The sequence below is a fragment of the Qipengyuania vesicularis genome, assembly GCF_019711415.1.
Classification (GTDB): domain Bacteria; phylum Pseudomonadota; class Alphaproteobacteria; order Sphingomonadales; family Sphingomonadaceae; genus Qipengyuania; species Qipengyuania vesicularis.
Genome location: NZ_JAIGNJ010000001.1, coordinates 674826 through 693689 on the forward strand (window position 1 = coordinate 674826; position 18864 = coordinate 693689).

Sequence of the window (18864 nt, forward strand, 5' to 3'; positions counted from 1 at the left end):
GAAAAAGAAAAACCCGCCACTAGGGGCGGGTCTTCGGTTCGATGGTGGGCGTACCAAGGTTCGAACTTGGGACCCCTACGATGTCAACATAGTGCTCTACCACTGAGCTATACGCCCACGCTATCGAACGGGCCGCTTGTGCGGCAGGCGCGCCATGTAGCGAGGCGAATCGCGGCGCGCAAGGGGGCAATCGCTGCCAATCGAATTAAAGCTGCGCGCTGATCTTTTCTTCGAGGGCGCGCTGCACCTCGAGCACGAGATCGCGCAGGTGGAACGGCTTCGAAAGTACCTTGGCCTGCGGCTGTTCGCGGCTGGCCTTGAGGGTCACGGCGGCAAAGCCCGTGATGAACATGACCTTCGTGCCGGGGCTGATCTCGTTGCAGCGTTGTGCAAGCTCGATCCCGTCCATTTCGGGCATGACGATGTCCGAAAGGAGGAGGTCGTAATCAGCGCTTTCGAGAAGCGGGACAGCCTCGGTCCCGCGATCGACCGCGTCCACTGCATAACCCGCCTGCTGGAGCGCCCGTACGAGGTAGGTGCGCATCGCTTCATCGTCTTCGGCGAGCAGGATTCGTTTCTGGGACAAGTCGGTCATGCCTTCCTCTATAAGCGAAATCGCTTAAGAATTCTTCCGTTCCATCTCGCGATGTCTCTTATTGATACGACGGGCCTTTGACTTGTCGATAGCAAACCGACAGAATCGGGCGATGTCGCTTGCCGATTCCTCTAGAAAACGCGCCGATTCGGTTTAGTTTCGAAGCATGGTTAATCCTTCCTTCGAGTTGCTGCTGGATGCCGACCCGCAACTGCCGGTGCTTATTGCCGCGCCACATGGCGGGCGGGAGTATTCGGAGGATGTGCTCGGCTCGCTTCGCGATCGCGACGCGACCATGCGGCTTGAAGACCGGCACGTCGACACGCTGGCCCGCGAGGTTGCGAGGCTGAGCGACAGTGCCCTGCTGGTGGCCAATGCGCCGCGGGCGGTTGTCGATCTCAACCGAGCGCCCGATGACGTGGACTGGAGCATGGTGACGGGCAAAAAGCCCCGCAAGCAACGTCACTCGCTCGCCAACCGGCGCGCGAGAAGCGGCCTCGGACTGGTGCCGCGCCGCCTGCCCGGTTCCGGTGAATTGTGGAAGGCACCTATCTCGCGCGGCGAACTCGATCGCCGGCTCGAAACCGTTCACCGGCCGTACCACCAGGCGCTTGGCTCCACACTCGAGACGCTACGCGACCATTGGGGGGCGGCGCTATTGATCGACCTCCATTCCATGCCCCCTCTCCGCAGGCGTTTCCCGGGTGAAAGCGCGCCCGAGTACGTCATCGGTGACCGTTTCGGCGCGAGCTGCGATGCCGGGATCGTGGCCACAACGCTCCGGCATTTCGGCGAAGCCGCCAGGCCGGTATCGCATAATCGCCCCTATTCGGGGGGATATGTACTCGACCGGCATGGCGCTCCGCGGCGAGGCATCCATGCGATCCAGATCGAGGTCTGCCGCTCAAGTTATCTCGACAGCCGGCTCGAACTTCCCTGCGCCCGCTTGCCCGCAGTGGCGCGGCTTCTGGCTGAGCTTGTACGCAAGCTTTCCGCGCAGGTGGCAGAGCTTGGCCAGGGCGGGCAATTACCCCAGGCTGCCGAATAAAAAACCACCTCGTGCAGGATCGCACGAGGTGGCCAAGGTTCAGGGAGGAGATGCACTTTCGTGCATCTGGTCGACGAGCCATGAGGGGAGCGTCGCCGACCCCTCATAAATGGGCATCTGCTGTGCGTCTTTCAAGCATACAAAAAGTGGCGGAACCCGCCGTACTGGCGCGATTCCACCACGATTTGTCTCACGTCGATCCGCCTCGGGGGCGGAACGCAGGGATTAGGCAGCCGGCGTCGGCTTCGGCGCGGTACCCTGCTGGACCTGGCGCGCGAAAACGTTGCGCATGAGGTCGAGCGAATAGGTGTGGGCGTGGATCAGCATGAGGAGGCCGTTCTTGTTCCATGCTTCGAGCTTGGCACCATCGACTTCACGCAGCTTGTCCTGGTTGATCATCTGGAACCCGCGATAGACGAAGGGCTTGTCCTCGCCGTCGCGCTGGATGGCGACTTCGCCGTCCATGAGCAGGTCGGCATCCTTGAGTTCCTTGATGAAAGCCTGAGTGCGCTGGGCAGCCTGTTCGAAATGTTCGCAGAACTGCAGGACACGCTGGGTGGCTTCGGTTGTGTTGCCTTCGTCGTCGAACAGGCGGTCGCCGTCTTCGAATTCACCGACAGCTTCGCTCGACGGATCGAACATCAGCGAGAGTTCGGTCGCATCCTGCTGCAGCTTGGCCAGCATGAAGGGATAGCGGCGGACATAGGCCGGGATATAGACCTGTTCGATGACCTTGCCGTCTGCATCGACATAGGTGTTCACGCCTTCGTTGAGGCCCATGAGTGCGAGCGGGAGCGGGTTTTCGCCGCTCGAGAAAACGATCGGGAAATCGCGCTGCGCCTGGACGAATTCGTCAACCGTCAGGGGGATAGCATGGGCCGTGGAAAGCCACGGAGCGGTATCGATCTGGCGGGTGCGGAAGTTCTTGTGATCCCGGCTGTTGAGCGGCATCAGGTCATTGAAGAACAAGGGCAATTGGGGCTGCTGCGGCGCGCTCGCCATGAGTAATCTCCGAAGAATTCTTTTCAAGTTGGATGGATGAGGCGAACCATGCCGGACGGCATCACGCGCCTGAAGCTGCGCCCCTTACGGCTTTGGCACTGTTTTCGCAAGCGGCACGAGCTTGCCGGGGTTGAGGATCCCCCGCGGGTCCAGCGCATCCTTCACCGCCCGCATGACAGTGAGTGCTGTGGGGTCGCCCAGTCGGGCGAGCTCGTCGCGTTTGATCTGCCCGATTCCATGCTCTGCACTTATCGATCCGCCCCATTGCGTGACCAGGTCGTGCACGAAAGCGCTGATTGCCTTGCCATCGCTGCGTTCCCATTCGCCTCGCGTAGCGCCTGGTGGGGCGAGGACGTGGAAATGGACGTTGCCGTCGCCGAGATGGCCGAAAGCGACCGCGCTCGTGCCGGGGAAGCGCTCTTCGACCTTGGGTGAGGCCGCTTCGACAAAATCGGCCATTCGCGCAACCGGAACCGAGATATCGTGCTGCATCGCAGGCCCGATCGCCCGTTCTGCCGGGGCGATAGAATCGCGCAGTAGCCAGAAAGCGTCTGCCTGGCCTTCATTGGCGGCGATGACCGCGTCCGAGAGCAGGTCCAGCTCCAGCGCTTCGGCAAGCATGGACTCCGCGATTTCCCCGATCCGATCCGCATCTTCCGGCTCCGCAACGAGTTCGACAAGCGCATGCCAAGCGTGGTCACCGGAAAGCGGGGCGCGGGCATCGGGCAGGTGATCGAGCACCGCAGCAAGACTGTGGGCCGGGATGACTTCAAACCCTTCGAGCGCTTCGCCTGCTTGCCGTTCGCAATGCAGCAGAAGCTGGCGTGCATGCTGGAGCGAGGGAACTCCGGCCCAAACGACCCGCCGTGCGCCGATCTCGGGGAGCAGGCGTAGCGTTGCCGCTGTGACGATCCCGAGCGTGCCTTCCGATCCGATCAGCAATTGCTTGAGGTCGAAACCCCGGTTATCTTTCTTGAGCGGGGTCAGCGTATCGAGGATCGACCCATCGGCCATGACTGCCTCGAGACCCAATACCTGCGCGCGCATCGTTCCGTGGCGTAAAACCTGGGTGCCGCCCGCATTGGTCGAAACAAGCCCGCCGATAGTCGCCGAACCCTTGCCGCCAAGCGTGAGCGGAAAGCGAAGGCGATGTTCCTCCGCGGCTTCGTGAAGGTTTTGCAGGATGACCCCGGCCTCGCAGGTTACCTGCCCGGCCTCAGCGTCGAGAGCGCGGATCGTGTCCATCCGGCGCAGCGACAGGAGCACCGCTTCTCCACTGGCATCGGGGGTCGCTCCGCCCGACATGCCGCTATTTCCGCCCTGCGGGACAATCGGCACGCCATGCTCCCCGCAGAGCCGGACGATTTGCGATACTTCCTGTGTAGTGGCGGGAGAGGCAAGGCCGAGCGCCTTGCCCGTAAACCGCCCGCGCCAGTCGGTCAGCCAGGGCTCGAGAAGCTGAGCGTCCCGTGTGAAACCCCGCGGTCCCAGAAGCTCGGCTGCTTGTTCGAGAAAGGTGTCGATATCGTGCATTGACCGGCCCATGCCACAAGGTGTGGACGAAATGCACCCTCTTGCGATCACCGCGCATTCAATTAAGCCGATATTCAATCGTTGGGGGGCATAGCGGCATCGTCACCACCGCCAAAGCGCCATCCGCCGCGGCCCGAGGAGCGAATTCGCACCACCGATGCCCAGCCTGCCGTTCCTGCTTGCGCAGCTCGCGCTCCTGGTCCCTTTCGGGATGCAAGCCATGAGCACGCAAGATAGCGCAACGACGGAAGGCTCGGTTACCTTCGAGCAGGCGCGCGAGAACCAGCGATCGCTCTCGCCGCTTCCCCTATCCGACGAAGTGCCCGGCTGGGCGCCGATCCTCGACGGTATCGCGCCTGCGAGCAGCGAGCAGGTGCGCATCGAACGCCGGGTGATCCTGCGCATTTCGCCGGCCCGTCCGGAAGGGCGGCTCAACCTCAATGCGGACGCTCCCAATCCGCCGCGCATGCGGGTGGTCGAGAAAAAGATGGGCAAGTGCATCGAATCCGCGCGGATTGGCGGCGTTGCCGATCGCGGAGAATATCTCGTCATGTTCATGCGAGACCGCCGGACGGTGGCTGCCAAGCTTGAGAAGGGCTGTAGTCCGCGAGATTTCTATCGTGGGTTCTACATGGAGAACAGCGAGGACGGGCAAATCTGCGTCAAACGCGATCGCCTGATGAGCCGTTCGGGAGCCAAATGCCAGGTGGATAGCTTCCGCGAACTGGTTCTCGAACCGGTCGAATAGGCGCTTTTCCTTGACTTGAGCGGGTAAATTGGCGAAGGGCGCGCTCGCTAGAGGCCGCCCTTTTGCGGCCTTTTCGCTTTTTCCATAATGGGGGCATTTGAAAGCCGCATGAGTTTTGCCGATCTCGGCCTGTCCGAAGACCTGCTGAAAGCCGTCGAAGAGGCCGGCTATACCGAGCCGACTCCGATCCAGGCGCAGGCCATACCGCCGATCCTGATGATGAAGGACATCATCGGCATCGCCCAGACCGGGACGGGCAAGACGGCCAGTTTCGTGCTGCCCATGATCGACGTGATGGCTTCCGGCCGCCGCCGTGCGCTGATGCCGCGCAGCCTGATCCTCGAACCGACACGCGAACTGGCCGCGCAGGTGGCCGAGAACTTCGAGAAGTACGGCAAGAACCACGATCTCAAGATGGCGCTGCTCATCGGCGGCGTTCAGATGGGGGACCAGGTCAAGGCGCTGAACGAAGGTGTCGACGTCCTGATTGCCACGCCGGGCCGCCTGATGGACCTGTTCGAGCGCGGCAAGATCCTGCTCAATGGCTGCGAGCTGCTCGTGATCGACGAAGCCGACCGCATGCTCGACATGGGCTTCATCCCTGACATCGAGTTCATTTGCGACAAGCTTCCCGAGAATCGCCAGACGATGCTGTTCTCGGCCACCATGCCGCCGCCAATCGAAAAGCTCGCGAAGAAATTCATGAGCAATCCCAAGCGGATCGAGACGGCGCGTGCGGCGACCACGAACAAGGACATTACCGCATTCAAGATCCCGGTCGACAGCCGCAAGAAGCGTGAAACGCTGCGCTGGCTGTTGCAGAACGACCACGTCGAGACCGCGATCATCTTCGCCAACCGCAAGACGACCGTACGCGAGCTCAATAAGAGCCTCCAGCGCCATGGCTTTGCGAGCAGCGAGATCCACGGCGACATGGACCAGGCAAGCCGGATCAAGGAACTCGATCGGTTCAAGTCGGGCGATGTGAACATCCTCGTGGCATCGGACGTCGCGGCCCGCGGGCTCGACATCAAGGGCGTAAGCCACGTCTTCAATTTCGATACGCCCTGGCACCCGGACGATTACGTACACCGTATCGGTCGAACCGGTCGGGCAGGGGCCAAAGGTCGCGCATTCACCTTCGTTTCGAAGGAAGATGCGGAGGCAATTCAAAATGTCGAAAAATTGACAAAGAACGAAATTCCCGTTTTCGGCAAGAAAGATGTGCGGGTCGAACTGGTCGAGACTCCTAAGGGAGAGCCCGAGGCGAAGAAGCCCGAAAAGGATGACAAGCCCGAGCGGGAGGAGCGTGAGGACAAGCCGAAGCGCAGCCGCAAGAAAGACGCCGATGCACCACGCGAGGACAAGCCCAAGCGCTCTTCACGCAAACGCGACCAGGATGATGAGCCCGTTCCGGCAGGCGAATGGAATGGCCCCAAGCCGGGTTTCCTCGAAGTTTCGGCGACCTGATTTAAGCCTTCGATAACCATAGCGCGTGCAGGATGCGCGCGATGGATATCTTTGCCGACCATATCCGTGGAGCCGCAATCCTGCTGTCGATGACAGCGGTCGTGTTCGGCTTGCTCGCGCTCGCCACGAAACGCGGCGCGATCGGCGGGGCGATTGTCCGGACGCGCAAGGAATTCACGACCAATCTCGGGCTGGCCGCGATCAATCTCGTCATCCTGGCACCCTTGTTCGTGCTCCCGGAAGGCACATTGCGTGAGGCGATCGGTACACCCGCTGCCCTCGTGTCGTTCTGGGACCGGGTCCCAGGACTGCTGACATTCGTCGCGGCAGTGCTGGTCTTCGATTTCGTGGTCTATTGGCGGCACCGGCTTGAGCACACGCCGGTTTTGTGGCCAATCCATGCCACGCATCACGCAGACACCGCCTATCATTGGCTCACCACCATGCGAAAACACCCCCTCAGCAAGCTGCTGAGTGCGAGCGTGGATATTGTTCTGCTTCTGCTGCTAGGTTTGCCCGAATGGGCCATTGGAACCGCGACCCTCGTCAGGACCTGGTGGGCCTTCTTCGTCCACGCCGATGTGCCCTGGACGCTCGGCATTTTCGGCAGCGTCATGATCTCGCCCGCCGCGCACCGCCTGCACCATATCCGTGACGAGGCACTGATGGGTTCGAACTACGGCAATACGGTGACGCTATGGGACAAGCTTTTCGGCACCTATGTCGATCCGGCACCCTACCTCGAGTGCGAGACGGGGATCGCCGAGGGTACGCGCGGATTGGGCGGCGAACTGCTGCGTCCTTTCGAACGTCGCTACTGGCGGCGCGGGAGAACGTCCGAACAACCCACCGAACTCGCAGGATAATCGATGTTTCAGAAGATCAGGGACTGGTACATCGATGGCCAGGTAAGAGCGCATCGCGAAAGGTCCGCCAAGGCGATCGCCAAATATGGCTGGACTGCCAACTATGTCGGCAACGAAGGAAACGGTGAGGTAGATTTTGCCTACACACTCGGGTTCAGCGACTTCGGTGCGCCCGAACTCATCGTGTTCGATCTCGAACCGATGCTGGTGAATCATGTCTTTTGGGAAGCTTTCAACCGCGTGAAAGCAGGTTCAAAACTCCACGATGGTTACATATTTCGTGAGCCTGATCCGGAGGCCAAGGGGTTCGAATGCACCTTCAGGACTGCCCGGAATCCGGATGTCTGGAACAAGTACGTTTTCGACGCGATTGCCTACTCGCAGTCCAAGGGCAGGGGTGACCGCCCCGAAGTCATGCAGGTGGTTTGGCCGTGTGCGCAATCGCTGCTCTATCCGTGGGACCCCGGTTGCCCAGCGCCAGTAATTCGCGCCCAGCCGAGACTCTACTAGGCTACTTGTCCGCCAGTCTCACGAAGCTGTCGAGCACGCGCTTTGTGCCAGCCTTCTCGAACTCGATTTCCAGCTTGTTGCCTTCCTGATCGGTGACGCAACCGTAACCGAACTTCTCGTGGAAGACCTGCGCGCCGATGGCGATGTCGCTGCGCGGCTTGGCTGCGAAGCTTGCCGCGCTGCGTCCCGGCTCGGCGAGGCGTTTGGGTGTTGTGTCGTATCCGGTCGACAGGGCGCGTTGCCAGCCCGGCCCGCGCGCAGTGCTGCGTTCAGGGCGGGCAGTCGAGACATGGGCGAAGGGATCCTCGGTCTCGGTCCAGTTAGCGCGCCATAACGAGGCCCCACCGCTCATCGTGGTCTCGCTCTCGATATGCTCCTCGGGCAGTTCCTCGATGAACCGGCTCGGGATCGAACTGGTCCACTGCCCGTAGATCCGCCGGTTTGCCGCGTGGTAGATCGTGCAGCGCCGCTTGGCCCGCGTGATCGCCACATAGGCGAGGCGACGCTCCTCCTCGAGGCTGGCAAGTCCGCCCTCGTCGATAGCGCGCTGGCTGGGGAACACCCCTTCCTCCCAACCGGGCAGGAAAACATGGTCGAATTCGAGCCCCTTGGCCGCGTGCATGGTCATGATGGTGACCTTCTCGCCATCGTCGCGTCGGTCGTTGTCCATGACGAGGCTAACGTGCTCGAGAAAATCGGTCAGCGTCTCGTATTCCTCCATAGCGCGAGCGAGTTCGGTGAGGTTCTCAAGGCGACCGGCACTTTCCGCGCTGCGATCCTTGTTGAGCATATTCTCGTAGCCGCTCTCGGTAAGGACTGTTCGCAGCAGCTCGGAGGGAGTGACCTGATCTGCCATCTCGCGCCAATGCACGAACTGGCCGAGCAGGCCGATGAGGGTATTCTTCGCCCGCGCCGGCAGTTCGTCACTGTCGCATAGGTCCAGCGAGGCTGCGGCGAGCGGTCTTTGCGTCCTGCGCGCGTGGCGGCGCATGGCCTCGAGCGTCTTGGCGCCGAGCCCACGTTTCGGCTGGTTGTAAATGCGTTCGAACGCGAGGTCGTCGGCGGGCTGGGCAATAGTGCGCAAGTAGGCGAGGGCATCGCGGATCTCGGCGCGTTCGTAGAAACGAAAGCCGCCGACGATTCGGTAATTGAGACCGATCTGGATGAACCGGTCCTCGAATTCGCGCGTCTGATACTGGGCGCGCACGAGGATCGCGACCTCATCGAGCGGGGCACCTTCGCTTTCGAGCCGTTCGATAGCCTCGCCTACGCGGCGAGCTTCCTCCGGAGCGTCCCACACGCCGACTACCCGGACCTTCTCGCCCGCCGGAAGCTCGGTCCACAGCGTCTTGCCGAGACGGTTGCTGTTCGCATCGATCAGGCCCGATGCGGCTGCGAGGATCTGCGGAGTGGAGCGATAATTCTGCTCCAGCTTGATGACCGCCGCGCCGGGGAAATCCTTCTCGAACTTGAGGATATTGGCGACCTCTGCGCCCCGCCATGAATAGATCGACTGGTCATCATCGCCGACCACGCAGATATTCTTGCGGGTCTGGGCGAGCAGACGCAGCCACAAGTACTGGACTTGGTTGGTGTCCTGATATTCGTCGACGAGGATGTATTTGAAGCGCTGCTGGTACTGCGCGAGAACGTCGTGATGCTGGCGGAAGATGTTCAGCATGTGCAGCAGCAAATCGCCGAAGTCGCAGGCGTTCAGGGCTTTCAGGCGATCCTGGTAGAGCTTGTAGAATTGCGCGCCCTTGCCATTGGCATAGGCTTCGTTCTCGACCGCATCGAGGTCGCTGGGGTTGAGCCCGCGGTTCTTCCAACGGTCGATGAGCCCGGCCAGCTGGCGCGCGGGCCAGCGCTTTTCGTCGAGCTCCGCCTCCTGGATCAGTTGCTTCAAGAGCCGCAACTGATCATCCGTGTCGATGATCGTGTAATTGCTTTGCAGGCCCACCAACTCGGCATGACGGCGAAGCATACGGGCGCCGATTGAGTGGAAGGTGCCGAGCCATGGCATCCCCTCCACGGCATCGCCTATATGCCGCCCGACCCGCTCGCGCATTTCGCGTGCGGCCTTGTTGGTGAAGGTGACGCACAGGATCTCGCTCGGCCACGCTTTCCGCATTGCGATGAGATGTGCCAAACGCGCGGTGAGCGCTGCTGTCTTTCCGGTCCCCGCACCGGCGAGCATCAGCACCGGTCCTTCCGTCGTCAGCACCGCCTCGCGCTGGGGCGCGTTGAGCATCGCCGCATAGGGCGGAATCCCGGCGTTTACGCTTTCTTCAGAAGGGGCAGGCAGGTCCGACATGGGTATCGGAACAGCTAGGGAACGCGCGGTCGCAGCACAACCCCCTTGCGGCGACGGCCTCGGAACTATCGCCTTGATCCATGAGTAATATCGCCAATGACACTCTCAGGAGGAAGAACAATGAAGACCTTCGTTTTTGCTGGAGCAGCTGCACTTGCATTCATCGCAGCACCGGTCGCCGCAGACCACCACATGGAAGGTGAAACAGAAACCTATACCTTGGCCGAAGACCAGGTGGTCATCTACGACAGCTGGCCCGAAGACCGCCGCGTCGTCTACGATGCCTGGCCTTATGGCGTGCAGGAATATTACTGGACCCTCACCCCGGCGCAGACCGAGGGATGGTGGGTCCTAACCGATCCGCAGCGTGTGCGCGTCTACGAAATGACGCCCGAACAGCGCAGTCTCGCCTGGCAGCAGATCAGCAACCAGATGAGCAGCGCAGGCAGTGAAACCGCTGAAGCGGCGACCACCGCCGCAGCTTCTACCTCCACCCAGCAGCCCCGCTTCGTACGCAGTGAAGTCTCGCAGACCACTCCTGCCGGCTATAGCGCGGCGAGTGGCGAAGAACTGCCGGTTTGCAGCGAAGGTCAACAGGATGGCTGCATCAACAGCTGGGAGAAGAACGGTACGGGCAATCGCCCGATCGATTACTGGCCGGGCCGCCCCGCCAGCGAGATCGATGGTCCGCTTCCGGCTACCCAGGCCGAATTCGACAGCATGACCAAGGCCGAGGAGGCCGAGAACGAAGACGAACCGAACGAAGACTGATCGAGCTTACGTCAGGCGCTGTAACACAGCGCTTGTGCTTGGAGGGGGCGGGACTGCCATGGCGGTCCTGCCCCCGATTTCATGCGCAAACCTCCCGTCACCTTTTCCGCACGCCTCACGCCGGAGCGTCGCCGATATCGGACGGGAAGATGGGCGAATGCTTGCCTAACTATCTGAAGCTCTGCATTTTCTCTTGGCCGTTTAGACGGCTGGGGTCGCGTTCGTCGCGCATGTACTTGTAGGAGACAGACATGCGTAAGACCTTTCTATATCTGCTGGCGGGCCAATTGGCCTCCATATCTATTCCGATCATGGCGCAAGAATCGAACGAGCTGTCAGATCAGCTCGGTGAGACTGCCCTTACTGCTGAACAGCTAGCCACGATCGAGGCCTGGCCCCCGGAAAAGCAGGTGGAATTCCGGGCGTGGTCGGCCGACACGCAGGTCTACTTCTGGACGCTCCCACCGCAGCGCCAGGCAATTTTCTGGAAGCTGCGTGACGAGGACAAGTCTGCCTTGGCTGGCATGGATGATATTGCCCGAGAGGAGGCCTGGCTCATGATCGAGCAGAAGACGACGGGAAAATCCGATCACCCCGCTACCGATGAGAAGCGAGAGCCGGACGAAATGCCGCAGTCCGAGGGACGGTGAGCCGACTGTGGCCGCCTAGGCCGTGTCGGGAGCGAGCTTCAACAGTGAGAGTTTTGCTTTCCCGACGCGGCGTTCAGCGAGCAATTCGAGCAGTTTGACGTCAACATCCTCGGTGCGCGCGGTTTCTACCGCGATCCAGGTAGAGGGCGCGATCCATCCGAGGCGGATCATCCTGTCGAGCGCCACATTGGCAGCGTTGGTGAAATAGGGCGGATCGAGCAGGATAAGGTCGTGCGCAGTCTTTGCCGGACCCAGACTCATCACCGAACCGTGTTGTACGGTTGTGCGGCTGCGGGCGTCGAGGGCGGAAATATTGGCCTTGATAGCCTTCACCGCCTCCGATTCCTGTTCGACGAACAGGCAATGGCCTGCACCACGCGAAAGCGCTTCGAGGCCGAGCGCGCCCGATCCGGCAAACAGGTCCAGCACCGACAGGTCATCGAAGCTACCGAGGCGGCTGGCGAGCATGCTGAACAGCGTCTCACGAGTGCGGTCGGCGGTGGGGCGGGTCAAATCGCCTTTTGGCGCCACAAGCTTCCGCCCGCGCCATTCGCCGGCAATTATCCTCACTTGCGGCCTCCGCGCCCCAGCTCACGCTTGAACGCTTCGACATCGCCGCGCTTGATTTCGGCTGCCTGACCACGTGGCAGATCGCCAAGGTGGAATGGGCCGTAGCCGATGCGGAGGAGTCGGTTCACTTCGAGACCCAAATGTTCGAGGACGCGGCGGACTTCGCGGTTCTTGCCTTCGCGCAAGGTCATTTCGATCCAGCGGTTGCGCCCCGATCCGCGCTCGAGATTCGCCTCGATCTGGCCATAGCGCACACCATCGATCTCGATCCCCTCGATCAGCTCGTCGAGCTGTGCCTGCGTGATGTCGCCAAAGGCGCGGGCGCGGTAGGTGCGCGGTACTCCCGTGGAAGGTAACTCCATCGCTCGCTTCATCTCGCCGTCATTGGTGAGCAGCAGCAGTCCTTCGGTGTTGAAGTCCAAGCGGCCCACCGGCATCACGCGGCCCGCATTCTTGGGCAGGGCATTGCGGAGCGCAGCGTAGATCGTGGGCCGTCCAGCAGGATCTCGCTCGGCCGTAATCAGGCCTGAAGGTTTGTGGAACGCGAAGAGACGGGTGTCTTCGATCTCCCCGACGGGTTTACCATCTACGCTGACGCCCTTGAGCGACTCCAGCTTTACCGCAGGCGTATCGAGCACCTTGCCGTTGAGCGAAACGCGCCCGTCGGCAATCATTCGCTCAACCTCGCGGCGGCTGGCCACACCGGCACGCGCAAGCAGCTTGGCGATGCGGTCGCCGGCTTCGGGGAGTCTGTTGTCGGACATGCTGGCGCGGTTAGGCGCTCAGTTGGCGGCGCGCAAGGCTTCCTCGACCGTCTCGTGATAGCGGCGGATCCCGCCTTCCATCGTGCCGAGCGTGAGTTCGGGCACGGCACCGGTTGATAGACCCTGTTGGCCAAGTTCGGCAGCGCGGAAATCCTCGCTGGCGAATACACCGCCATCGAGCAGCGCCCAGCTGCGCTCCCAGTGATCGCGCGCCTTGTCGGTGGCGGGTTCCTCGGGGATCAGCATGAAATCCTCGACTAGAGTGCGATCGTGCGCCTGCGGCATCATCACCATCAGGTTGATGTAATCGGGGCTGGGGATCACCAGCGCGCCGGGCAAGGTCTGATAGGCGAAGGTAACCACGCGGCGCATCTGCGCCATGTCGGTGAGGTCGACGCCCTCCATTTCCTCAAGTCGCCCGACGGCGCTGCGAGCATGTGGGCCGATCATGTCGCCGCTCGTCACGCCGTCCTTGAAGAAGGGGCCGATGGTCTGCGCGTGGAGGCGAGTCACATGGTAGCTCTCTAGGAAGGCATCCATAATGAGCTTCCAGTTGCCTGCCACCTCGTGCGTCTTGCGGCGGAAGAAGAAATTTTCGCCCATGCCGAGCGCGTCGAAATCTTCGCCGAGTTTCTCGGCCATGGAGAAATCGGCGGTTTCTTCCATCGGGCAAAACCAGATCAGGCCCCCTGTCTCTTTCGACGGCAGTTCGACCAGTCCCATCGAGCCTTTGTCGAGATCGGGGAACGTGTCGGGGCGGGGCAGGGCAAGCAGCCGGCCGTCCACCGAATATGTCCACGCATGATAGGGGCAGACAAGTTTCTTCGTGCAGGCGACCTCATTGCCTTCCACGAGCCGCGTTCCGCGATGACGGCAGACATTGAGGAATACATGCGCATCGCCATCCGCATCGCGCGTGATGAGCAGCGGGCGTCCCGTGCCATCATGCGGCACAGCCATTCCCGGCTCGGGGAGCAGGGCGCTGGGGCAGATGACCTGCGGCAGCCGGTCGAAAATCGCATGCTTCTCGCGCGCGAAATATTCAGGATCGGTATAGACGCGCGCGGGCACCGTAGTCTGGCCGGGTCCGAGACGCTGCCTGCCCTCCGCGATATCGCGGGCCAAGGCCAGCATGCCATCGGTTGGCCGGCGTCCGTCGAGCAGCGTGGAGGAACCTCCCATCGCGCCTGTTCCTTTCTCTCTCCGGCGGCTAGTGTCGCAAAAAATACGTCGTTTAGGAAGGACGCTAGGGAATGGCCGAAGCGGTTGCAGAACAAAAGAAGTCGGCTTGGAAGGCACTCGGCCTTGCACTGACCAACCGCAAGACAGGCTTCATGCTGCTGTTCGGCTTTGCCAGCGGGCTGCCGTTTGCGCTGTTCCTGGGGACTCTGTTCGCCTGGTTGACCGAGGCCGAGGTCGACCTCGAGACGATGGGCATCTTCTCGCTGATCGGTCTGGCCTATGCTTTCCAATTCCTGTGGTCGCCGCTGATAGACAAGGTGAATATCCCCGTCTTGCGCAAGCTGGGGCGGCGCAAGCAATGGATCGTGCCCGCGCAGGTCCTGCTCGGGACCATCCTCGTGACGATGAGCCTGCTCGAACCCAAGACGCAGCTCGGCTGGTTCAGCCTACTCGCGGGAATCGGCGCCTTTGCCAGCGCGACGCAGGACATCGCGATCAACGCCTGGCGTATCGATGTGGCGGACGAAGAAGCGACGATCGATATCCTCTCGACCATCTACCAGATGGGTTACCGGCTTTCCTCGCTAGTGGGTGGGGCATTCGGCCTGATCATCGCCGCGCGCATCGGCTGGCCGGAGACCTATGCCCTGATGGGGGCTATCCTGCTTGGCGTAGGTTTCATCGGCCTCTGGGCACCTAACGCTTCGCAGACGGACGCGGACGTGGCCAATGAGAGCGAGCTGCAGGTCCGCGCGCTGCGCAAGGCGGGCGAACTGGCGCCCTCGATCCGTAACCGCGCGCTTGCGCTAGTGGGCTTGCTATGGGCTGTCGCCATCGGGGCGGTGCTGGCCTTCATGATCATGTCGATGACTTATGCGCCTGAAGACCGGCCGAACCCCACCGAATTCACGCTGACCTACGGGCCGTGGATCATCGTTGCGACGATCATCCTCCCCGCGCTGATCGCCGGCTGGCTGGCCTCGCAGAAGAAGCAAGGCAACCATCTACTCGCTGCCGACGAGGCACCGGCCACGGGCGGTGCCTATGCGCTGGATCACCTCTATCGCGCCCTGGTGCTGCCGCTGGTGGAATTCGTCGGCCGGATGGGCTGGTCGCTGGTGTTGATCCTCGCCGTGGTGCTGACCTATCGCATCTGCGACGCGATCTGGGGCACCTTCGCCTATCCTTTCTACCTCGGCGAGCTCGAATATACGAATGACGATGTCGCCTTCGCCTCGAAATTCTTCGGCGTCGGCGCGATCATTCTCGGCTTGGCCCTTGGCGGCTTCATGCTGACGACCATCGGACGCATGGCGACCCTCCTGATTGGCGGCGTGCTCGCGGCGCTGACGAACTTGCTCTACGCTGACATGGCCGTGGGCGGGGCCAATATGCAGGCCTTTAGCGATGCGATCGGCTTCACCTACCTCATCATGCAAATCCCCGAGATTGGCGATGCGGAGCTGGCCAAGCTGACGATCACGATCGGTTTCGAGAATCTCGCAATCGGCATTGCGGGCGCGGCCTATATCGCCTGGCTATCTTCGATCGTCTCGAAAAAATTCAGCGCGGTGCAATATGCACTTCTGTCCTCGCTGACACTTCTCGTCGGTACGCTGGGGCGCGGGGCGTTGGGAGAGATGATCGAAAACCAGGGCTATTACGATGTCTTCATCCTGACGACGTGGATCGGCCTCGCTGCGGCGGTGCTGGTGTGCTTCGAATGGTACCGCGAGAGCCGGGGCAAGGCCGCTGCGGGTATCGTCGCACCGGAGGCAGGCGAGACCGTCCCGGCGGAGTAGTCAGTCGGGGATTTCGTCGTTGAGGCGCAGGACCTCGCCCGCAAGGTAGAGCGAACCCGCGATGAGGATGGGGTAGCCGTCGTCAGGTAGCGACATGAGTGCTTGCTCGACGTCTTCGGCCGACGCCGCATCGGGATCGAACGCACATGCCGGGTGGCTATCATGACCGGGGACCGGAACGACCGTGATACTTCGCGCTCGATTTCCCAAGGGGGCGGTTAGAGCCCGCGGATCCTTGTTCTCGAGCATCCCGATGATCAGGTGTAAATCGTAGCCGAGAGCCTCAGCGAGTGCATTTCCAGCGCTCGGGTTATGGCCACCATCGAGCCAGATGCGGTCTTCCCCGACAAGTGCCGTCAGCGGGCCAGAAGAGAGCTTTTGCAGTCGTGCAGGCCAGTGGGCATTCCGAAGGCCGTCTGCAACACTCGCGTCCGAAACTAAGATCTTCTTTTGCGATCTCAGCATGGCAATTGCGAGGCTTGCGTTCAGCACCTGGTGGTCGCCCAACATGTTGGGCTTGGGGAAGATCTCGGGTGGTCCCTGGAGCGGGTAGTCATAGAAGTAAAAGTCGTTCGTGCACGGACTGCAATCCCAATCGGGTCCGCGCGCGATAACCTGCGCCCCAACCGACTGTGCAACATCACGGATTACGCCAACTTCGTTCTTTGCTTCGGGCATGATCACCAGCGGTACGCCCTGTTTCGCAATCCCAGCCTTTTCGAAAGCGATACGTGCGATCGGCTCCTCCGGCACGCCATCTTCGGGAGCGAGAAGGAAGCGTTCGTGGTCGATCCCAAGAGCCGCGATCCCGCAGGCCGCCAGCACCTCAGGCTCCAGAACATTGGTGGCATCGAAGCGCCCGCCCAGGCCAACTTCAACCACACAGGCATCCGCCGGAACGCGCGCGAATTCGGTGAAAGCGGCGGCGATCGTAACTTCGAAGAAGCTCGGATTGAGATCCTCGCCCGCGTCCAGCACCTCGGCCAGCAATTCGGCCAGGCGCTTGTCGGAGATCAACTCGCCTGCCACGCGGATGCGCTCGTTGTAGCGCACCAGGTGCGGGCTGGTGGTCATGTGGACCTTGTAGCCCTCCGCCTCCAGCATTGCGCGCAGGAAGGCGCAGGTCGAACCTTTGCCGTTGGTCCCGGCGACGTGGAAAGTCGGCGGCAACTTGCGGTGCGGGTTGCCGAGCCGATCGAGCAGGGCGCGGATCGTGTCGAGGCCCAGCCGCCCATCAGGCACGCTCAACTGCGCCAGCCGATCAAGCTGGGCTTGCACCTCGGCGTTTTCGGAGCGGGCGAAGTCCCGCATTCAGACCGTCAGGCCGCTTCCGCAGGCGCGAGGTAGTCGATCAGCGCCCCCAGCGTGCCCTTCAGCTCGTGGCGATGGACCACCATGTCGACCATGCCGTGCTTGTGCAGGTACTCGGCGCGCTGGAAGCCGTCGGGCAGCTGCTCGCGAATGGTGTCCTGGATAACGCGCTGTCCGGCAAAGCCGATTAGCGCGCCCGGCTCGGCGATATGCACGTCGCCCAGCATCGCATAGCTTGCTGTAACGCCGCCCGTGGTCGGGTCGGTCAGCACGACGACATAGGGTAGGCCGGCCTCTTTGAGGCGGCGTGTCATGACGGTGGCCTTGGGCATCTGCATCAGGCTGAGAATGCCTTCCTGCATGCGCGCACCGCCAGCAGCGGTCACGACGATGTAGGGAGCCCGCAAGGTCAGCGCGCGCTCGGCGCCCTGGCAGAAGGCGGTGCCCACCGCCATGCCCATGCTGCCGCCCATGAAGGTGAAGTCCTGCACGCCGACGACGGCGGGCTTGCCCTCGATCGCGCCTTCGCCGACGAGGAAGGCGTCCTTATGCGGGCTCTTCGCGCGCGCCTGCTTGAGGCGGTCGGTGTATTTCTTCGAATCGCGAAACTTGAGCGGATCTTCCTTCACCTCCGGCACGGGGAGCGTCTGGAAGCCTTCGTCGAGCAGCATGGCAAGGCGCTTGTCCGCGCCGATACGTCCATGGTGGTCGCAGCGTGGGCAGACATCCATGTTCTCGGCATATTCCTGCCCGAAGACCATCTGCTGGCAGCCGGGGCACTTGACCCACAGATCCTTGTCGGTGGTGCGCTTGGGGAGCCAGCTGATATTGTTGCGGACGCGTGTAAACCAGTTCATGCGGACGCCCTTGCCGCCGAATGCACTGCCTTGGCAAGGCTTGCCGTCAATTCGCGCAGCTTTTCCGGTGCGTTTTCGCCATGCTCGCCGACCAGTTCGACGAGCGCCGAGCCGACCACGACACCATCAGCAACTTGGGCGATCTCAGCCGCCTGTTCGGGCGTGCGCACGCCGAAACCGACTGCGACCGGAATGTCGGTCGACTGCTTGATGCGGCTGACGTTCGCCTCGATCGATTCGATAGCGGCCTGCTGCATGCCGGTGATACCGGCCACTGCGACATAGTAGAGGAAACCGGAGGAGCCTTCGAGAACCTGCGGGAGGCGCTTGGCATCGGTAGTCGGCGTGGCGAGGCGGATCGGTGAGATCCCAACCTCGCGAAGGTGCGGGCCGAGCGCATCGTCTTCCTCGGGCGGAATATCGACGCAGATCACCCCGTCCGCGCCCGCTTCCTTGGCGGCCTTGGCGAACCAGTCAGGCCCGCGTCGGATCATCGGATTGGCATAGCCCATCAGCACCAGAGGAACGTCCGGATGACGCTCGCGAAACTTGCGCGCAATGCGCAGCACGTCGGCAGTCGTCGTTCCCGCACCGAGCGAGCGCAGGTTCGCGTTCTGGATCGCGGGGCCATCGGCCATAGGATCGGTGAAGGGCATCCCCAGTTCGATCACATCCGCGCCGCCCTCGACCAGCGCGTCGAGATAGGCCGAAGTGTCACCGTCGCCCGCGGTAATGAAGCAGACGAGCGCGGGGTGGGGCTTGGAGAAGGCGTTGGAGAGGCGGTCAGACATTGTTTTCATCTTGATGAGCCCAGCTTATTGCCCGTCGAATTAGTGTGATGGCCGCACAAGCAACTGCAAGTTCTCCTACC

Annotated in this window: 18 protein-coding genes and 1 tRNA gene; 8 read left to right on the forward strand and 11 right to left on the reverse strand. The window is 62.0% G+C overall.

From position 1 onward, the window contains the following. Window positions 1-42: 42 nt before the first annotated feature. Window positions 43-117: transfer RNA gene (locus K3146_RS03380), tRNA-Val, on the reverse strand. Window positions 118-205: 88 nt separating this feature from the next. Beyond that, window positions 206-595 (reverse strand): cell cycle two-component system response regulator CpdR, encoded by a 390-nt coding sequence (gene cpdR / locus K3146_RS03385; RefSeq protein ID WP_221544768.1) that lies wholly within the window; start codon window positions 593-595, stop codon window positions 206-208. Between the two features lie 166 nt (window positions 596-761). Here cpdR and K3146_RS03390 point away from each other — a divergent pair, with 166 nt between their 5' ends. Then, window positions 762-1643 (forward strand): N-formylglutamate amidohydrolase, encoded by an 882-nt coding sequence (locus K3146_RS03390; protein WP_221544769.1) that lies wholly within the window; start codon window positions 762-764, stop codon window positions 1641-1643. 225 nt (window positions 1644-1868) lie between these two features. Here the strand turns inward: K3146_RS03390 and K3146_RS03395 are convergent, their stop codons facing one another. Together K3146_RS03395 and K3146_RS03400 are read right to left on the reverse strand one after the other, a co-directional pair. Continuing rightward, window positions 1869-2645 carry a SapC family protein gene (locus K3146_RS03395; RefSeq protein WP_221544770.1) on the reverse strand — a complete coding sequence of 259 codons (777 nt, stop codon included), beginning with the start codon at window positions 2643-2645 and terminating at the stop codon, window positions 1869-1871. Window positions 2646-2729: 84 nt separating this feature from the next. After that, window positions 2730-4178, reverse strand: coding sequence for an FAD-binding oxidoreductase (locus K3146_RS03400; protein ID WP_221544771.1), 1449 nt, complete (start codon window positions 4176-4178; stop codon window positions 2730-2732). A 220-nt stretch (window positions 4179-4398) separates the two neighbouring features. Between K3146_RS03400 and K3146_RS03405 the strand changes: the two genes are divergently transcribed. The 4 genes from K3146_RS03405 (at window position 4399) to K3146_RS03420 (ending at window position 7772) form a co-directional block, all read left to right on the forward strand. Next, window positions 4399-4926, forward strand: a complete 528-nt coding sequence (locus K3146_RS03405) for a hypothetical protein (protein WP_221544772.1) — start codon at window positions 4399-4401, stop codon at window positions 4924-4926. A 108-nt stretch (window positions 4927-5034) separates the two neighbouring features. After that, the gene (locus K3146_RS03410) at window positions 5035-6396 is read left to right on the forward strand and encodes a DEAD/DEAH box helicase (RefSeq protein WP_221544773.1); all 1362 of its coding nucleotides are present in this window, start codon (window positions 5035-5037) and stop codon (window positions 6394-6396) included. Between the two features lie 41 nt (window positions 6397-6437). Continuing rightward, on the forward strand, window positions 6438-7262 hold the full coding sequence (locus tag K3146_RS03415) for a sterol desaturase family protein (RefSeq protein WP_247710996.1): 825 nt from the start codon (window positions 6438-6440) through the stop codon (window positions 7260-7262). 3 nt (window positions 7263-7265) lie between these two features. Continuing rightward, complete coding sequence (locus tag K3146_RS03420) at window positions 7266-7772, forward strand: DUF4262 domain-containing protein (RefSeq protein ID WP_221544775.1); 507 nt, start codon at window positions 7266-7268, stop codon at window positions 7770-7772. Between the two features lies 1 nt (window position 7773). Here the strand turns inward: K3146_RS03420 and K3146_RS03425 are convergent, their stop codons facing one another. Beyond that, the gene (locus K3146_RS03425; RefSeq protein WP_221544776.1) at window positions 7774-10086 is read right to left on the reverse strand and encodes an ATP-dependent helicase; all 2313 of its coding nucleotides are present in this window, start codon (window positions 10084-10086) and stop codon (window positions 7774-7776) included. A 120-nt stretch (window positions 10087-10206) separates the two neighbouring features. On the opposite strand from K3146_RS03425, the gene K3146_RS03430 reads away from it, so the two are divergent. Together K3146_RS03430 and K3146_RS03435 are read left to right on the forward strand one after the other, a co-directional pair. Then, window positions 10207-10857 (forward strand): hypothetical protein, encoded by a 651-nt coding sequence (locus tag K3146_RS03430; protein ID WP_221545243.1) that lies wholly within the window; start codon window positions 10207-10209, stop codon window positions 10855-10857. A gap of 251 nt (window positions 10858-11108) precedes the next feature. Further along, on the forward strand, window positions 11109-11507 hold the full coding sequence (locus tag K3146_RS03435; RefSeq protein ID WP_221544777.1) for a hypothetical protein: 399 nt from the start codon (window positions 11109-11111) through the stop codon (window positions 11505-11507). A gap of 15 nt (window positions 11508-11522) precedes the next feature. Here the strand turns inward: K3146_RS03435 and rsmD are convergent, their stop codons facing one another. Genes rsmD through K3146_RS03450 form a run of 3 tightly spaced genes read right to left on the reverse strand, consistent with a single transcriptional unit; the run spans window position 11523 to window position 14023 of the window. Next, a complete protein-coding gene (rsmD, locus tag K3146_RS03440; RefSeq protein WP_221544778.1) occupies window positions 11523-12077 on the reverse strand; it encodes a 16S rRNA (guanine(966)-N(2))-methyltransferase RsmD in 555 nt (184 codons plus the stop codon). Continuing rightward, a complete protein-coding gene (locus K3146_RS03445; protein WP_221544779.1) occupies window positions 12074-12841 on the reverse strand; it encodes a pseudouridine synthase in 768 nt (255 codons plus the stop codon). The genes rsmD and K3146_RS03445 overlap by 4 nt, the downstream gene beginning before the upstream one ends. Before the next feature lie 18 nt (window positions 12842-12859). Then, the gene (locus tag K3146_RS03450) at window positions 12860-14023 is read right to left on the reverse strand and encodes an aromatic ring-hydroxylating oxygenase subunit alpha (protein ID WP_221544780.1); all 1164 of its coding nucleotides are present in this window, start codon (window positions 14021-14023) and stop codon (window positions 12860-12862) included. 71 nt (window positions 14024-14094) lie between these two features. On the opposite strand from K3146_RS03450, the gene K3146_RS03455 reads away from it, so the two are divergent. Then, window positions 14095-15825 (forward strand): AmpG family muropeptide MFS transporter, encoded by a 1731-nt coding sequence (locus tag K3146_RS03455; protein ID WP_221544781.1) that lies wholly within the window; start codon window positions 14095-14097, stop codon window positions 15823-15825. Here K3146_RS03455 and K3146_RS03460 read toward each other — a convergent pair whose 3' ends face one another. From K3146_RS03460 to trpA, 3 genes are read right to left on the reverse strand one after another with little or no spacing between them, the layout of a single operon-like run. Beyond that, window positions 15826-17136, reverse strand: coding sequence for a bifunctional folylpolyglutamate synthase/dihydrofolate synthase (locus K3146_RS03460; protein ID WP_221544782.1), 1311 nt, complete (start codon window positions 17134-17136; stop codon window positions 15826-15828). Window positions 17137-17144: 8 nt separating this feature from the next. Further along, complete coding sequence (gene accD, locus K3146_RS03465; RefSeq protein WP_221544783.1) at window positions 17145-17993, reverse strand: acetyl-CoA carboxylase, carboxyltransferase subunit beta; 849 nt, start codon at window positions 17991-17993, stop codon at window positions 17145-17147. Then, on the reverse strand, window positions 17990-18784 hold the full coding sequence (gene trpA / locus K3146_RS03470; RefSeq protein ID WP_221544784.1) for a tryptophan synthase subunit alpha: 795 nt from the start codon (window positions 18782-18784) through the stop codon (window positions 17990-17992). The genes accD and trpA overlap by 4 nt, the downstream gene beginning before the upstream one ends. Window positions 18785-18864 lie beyond the last annotated feature (80 nt).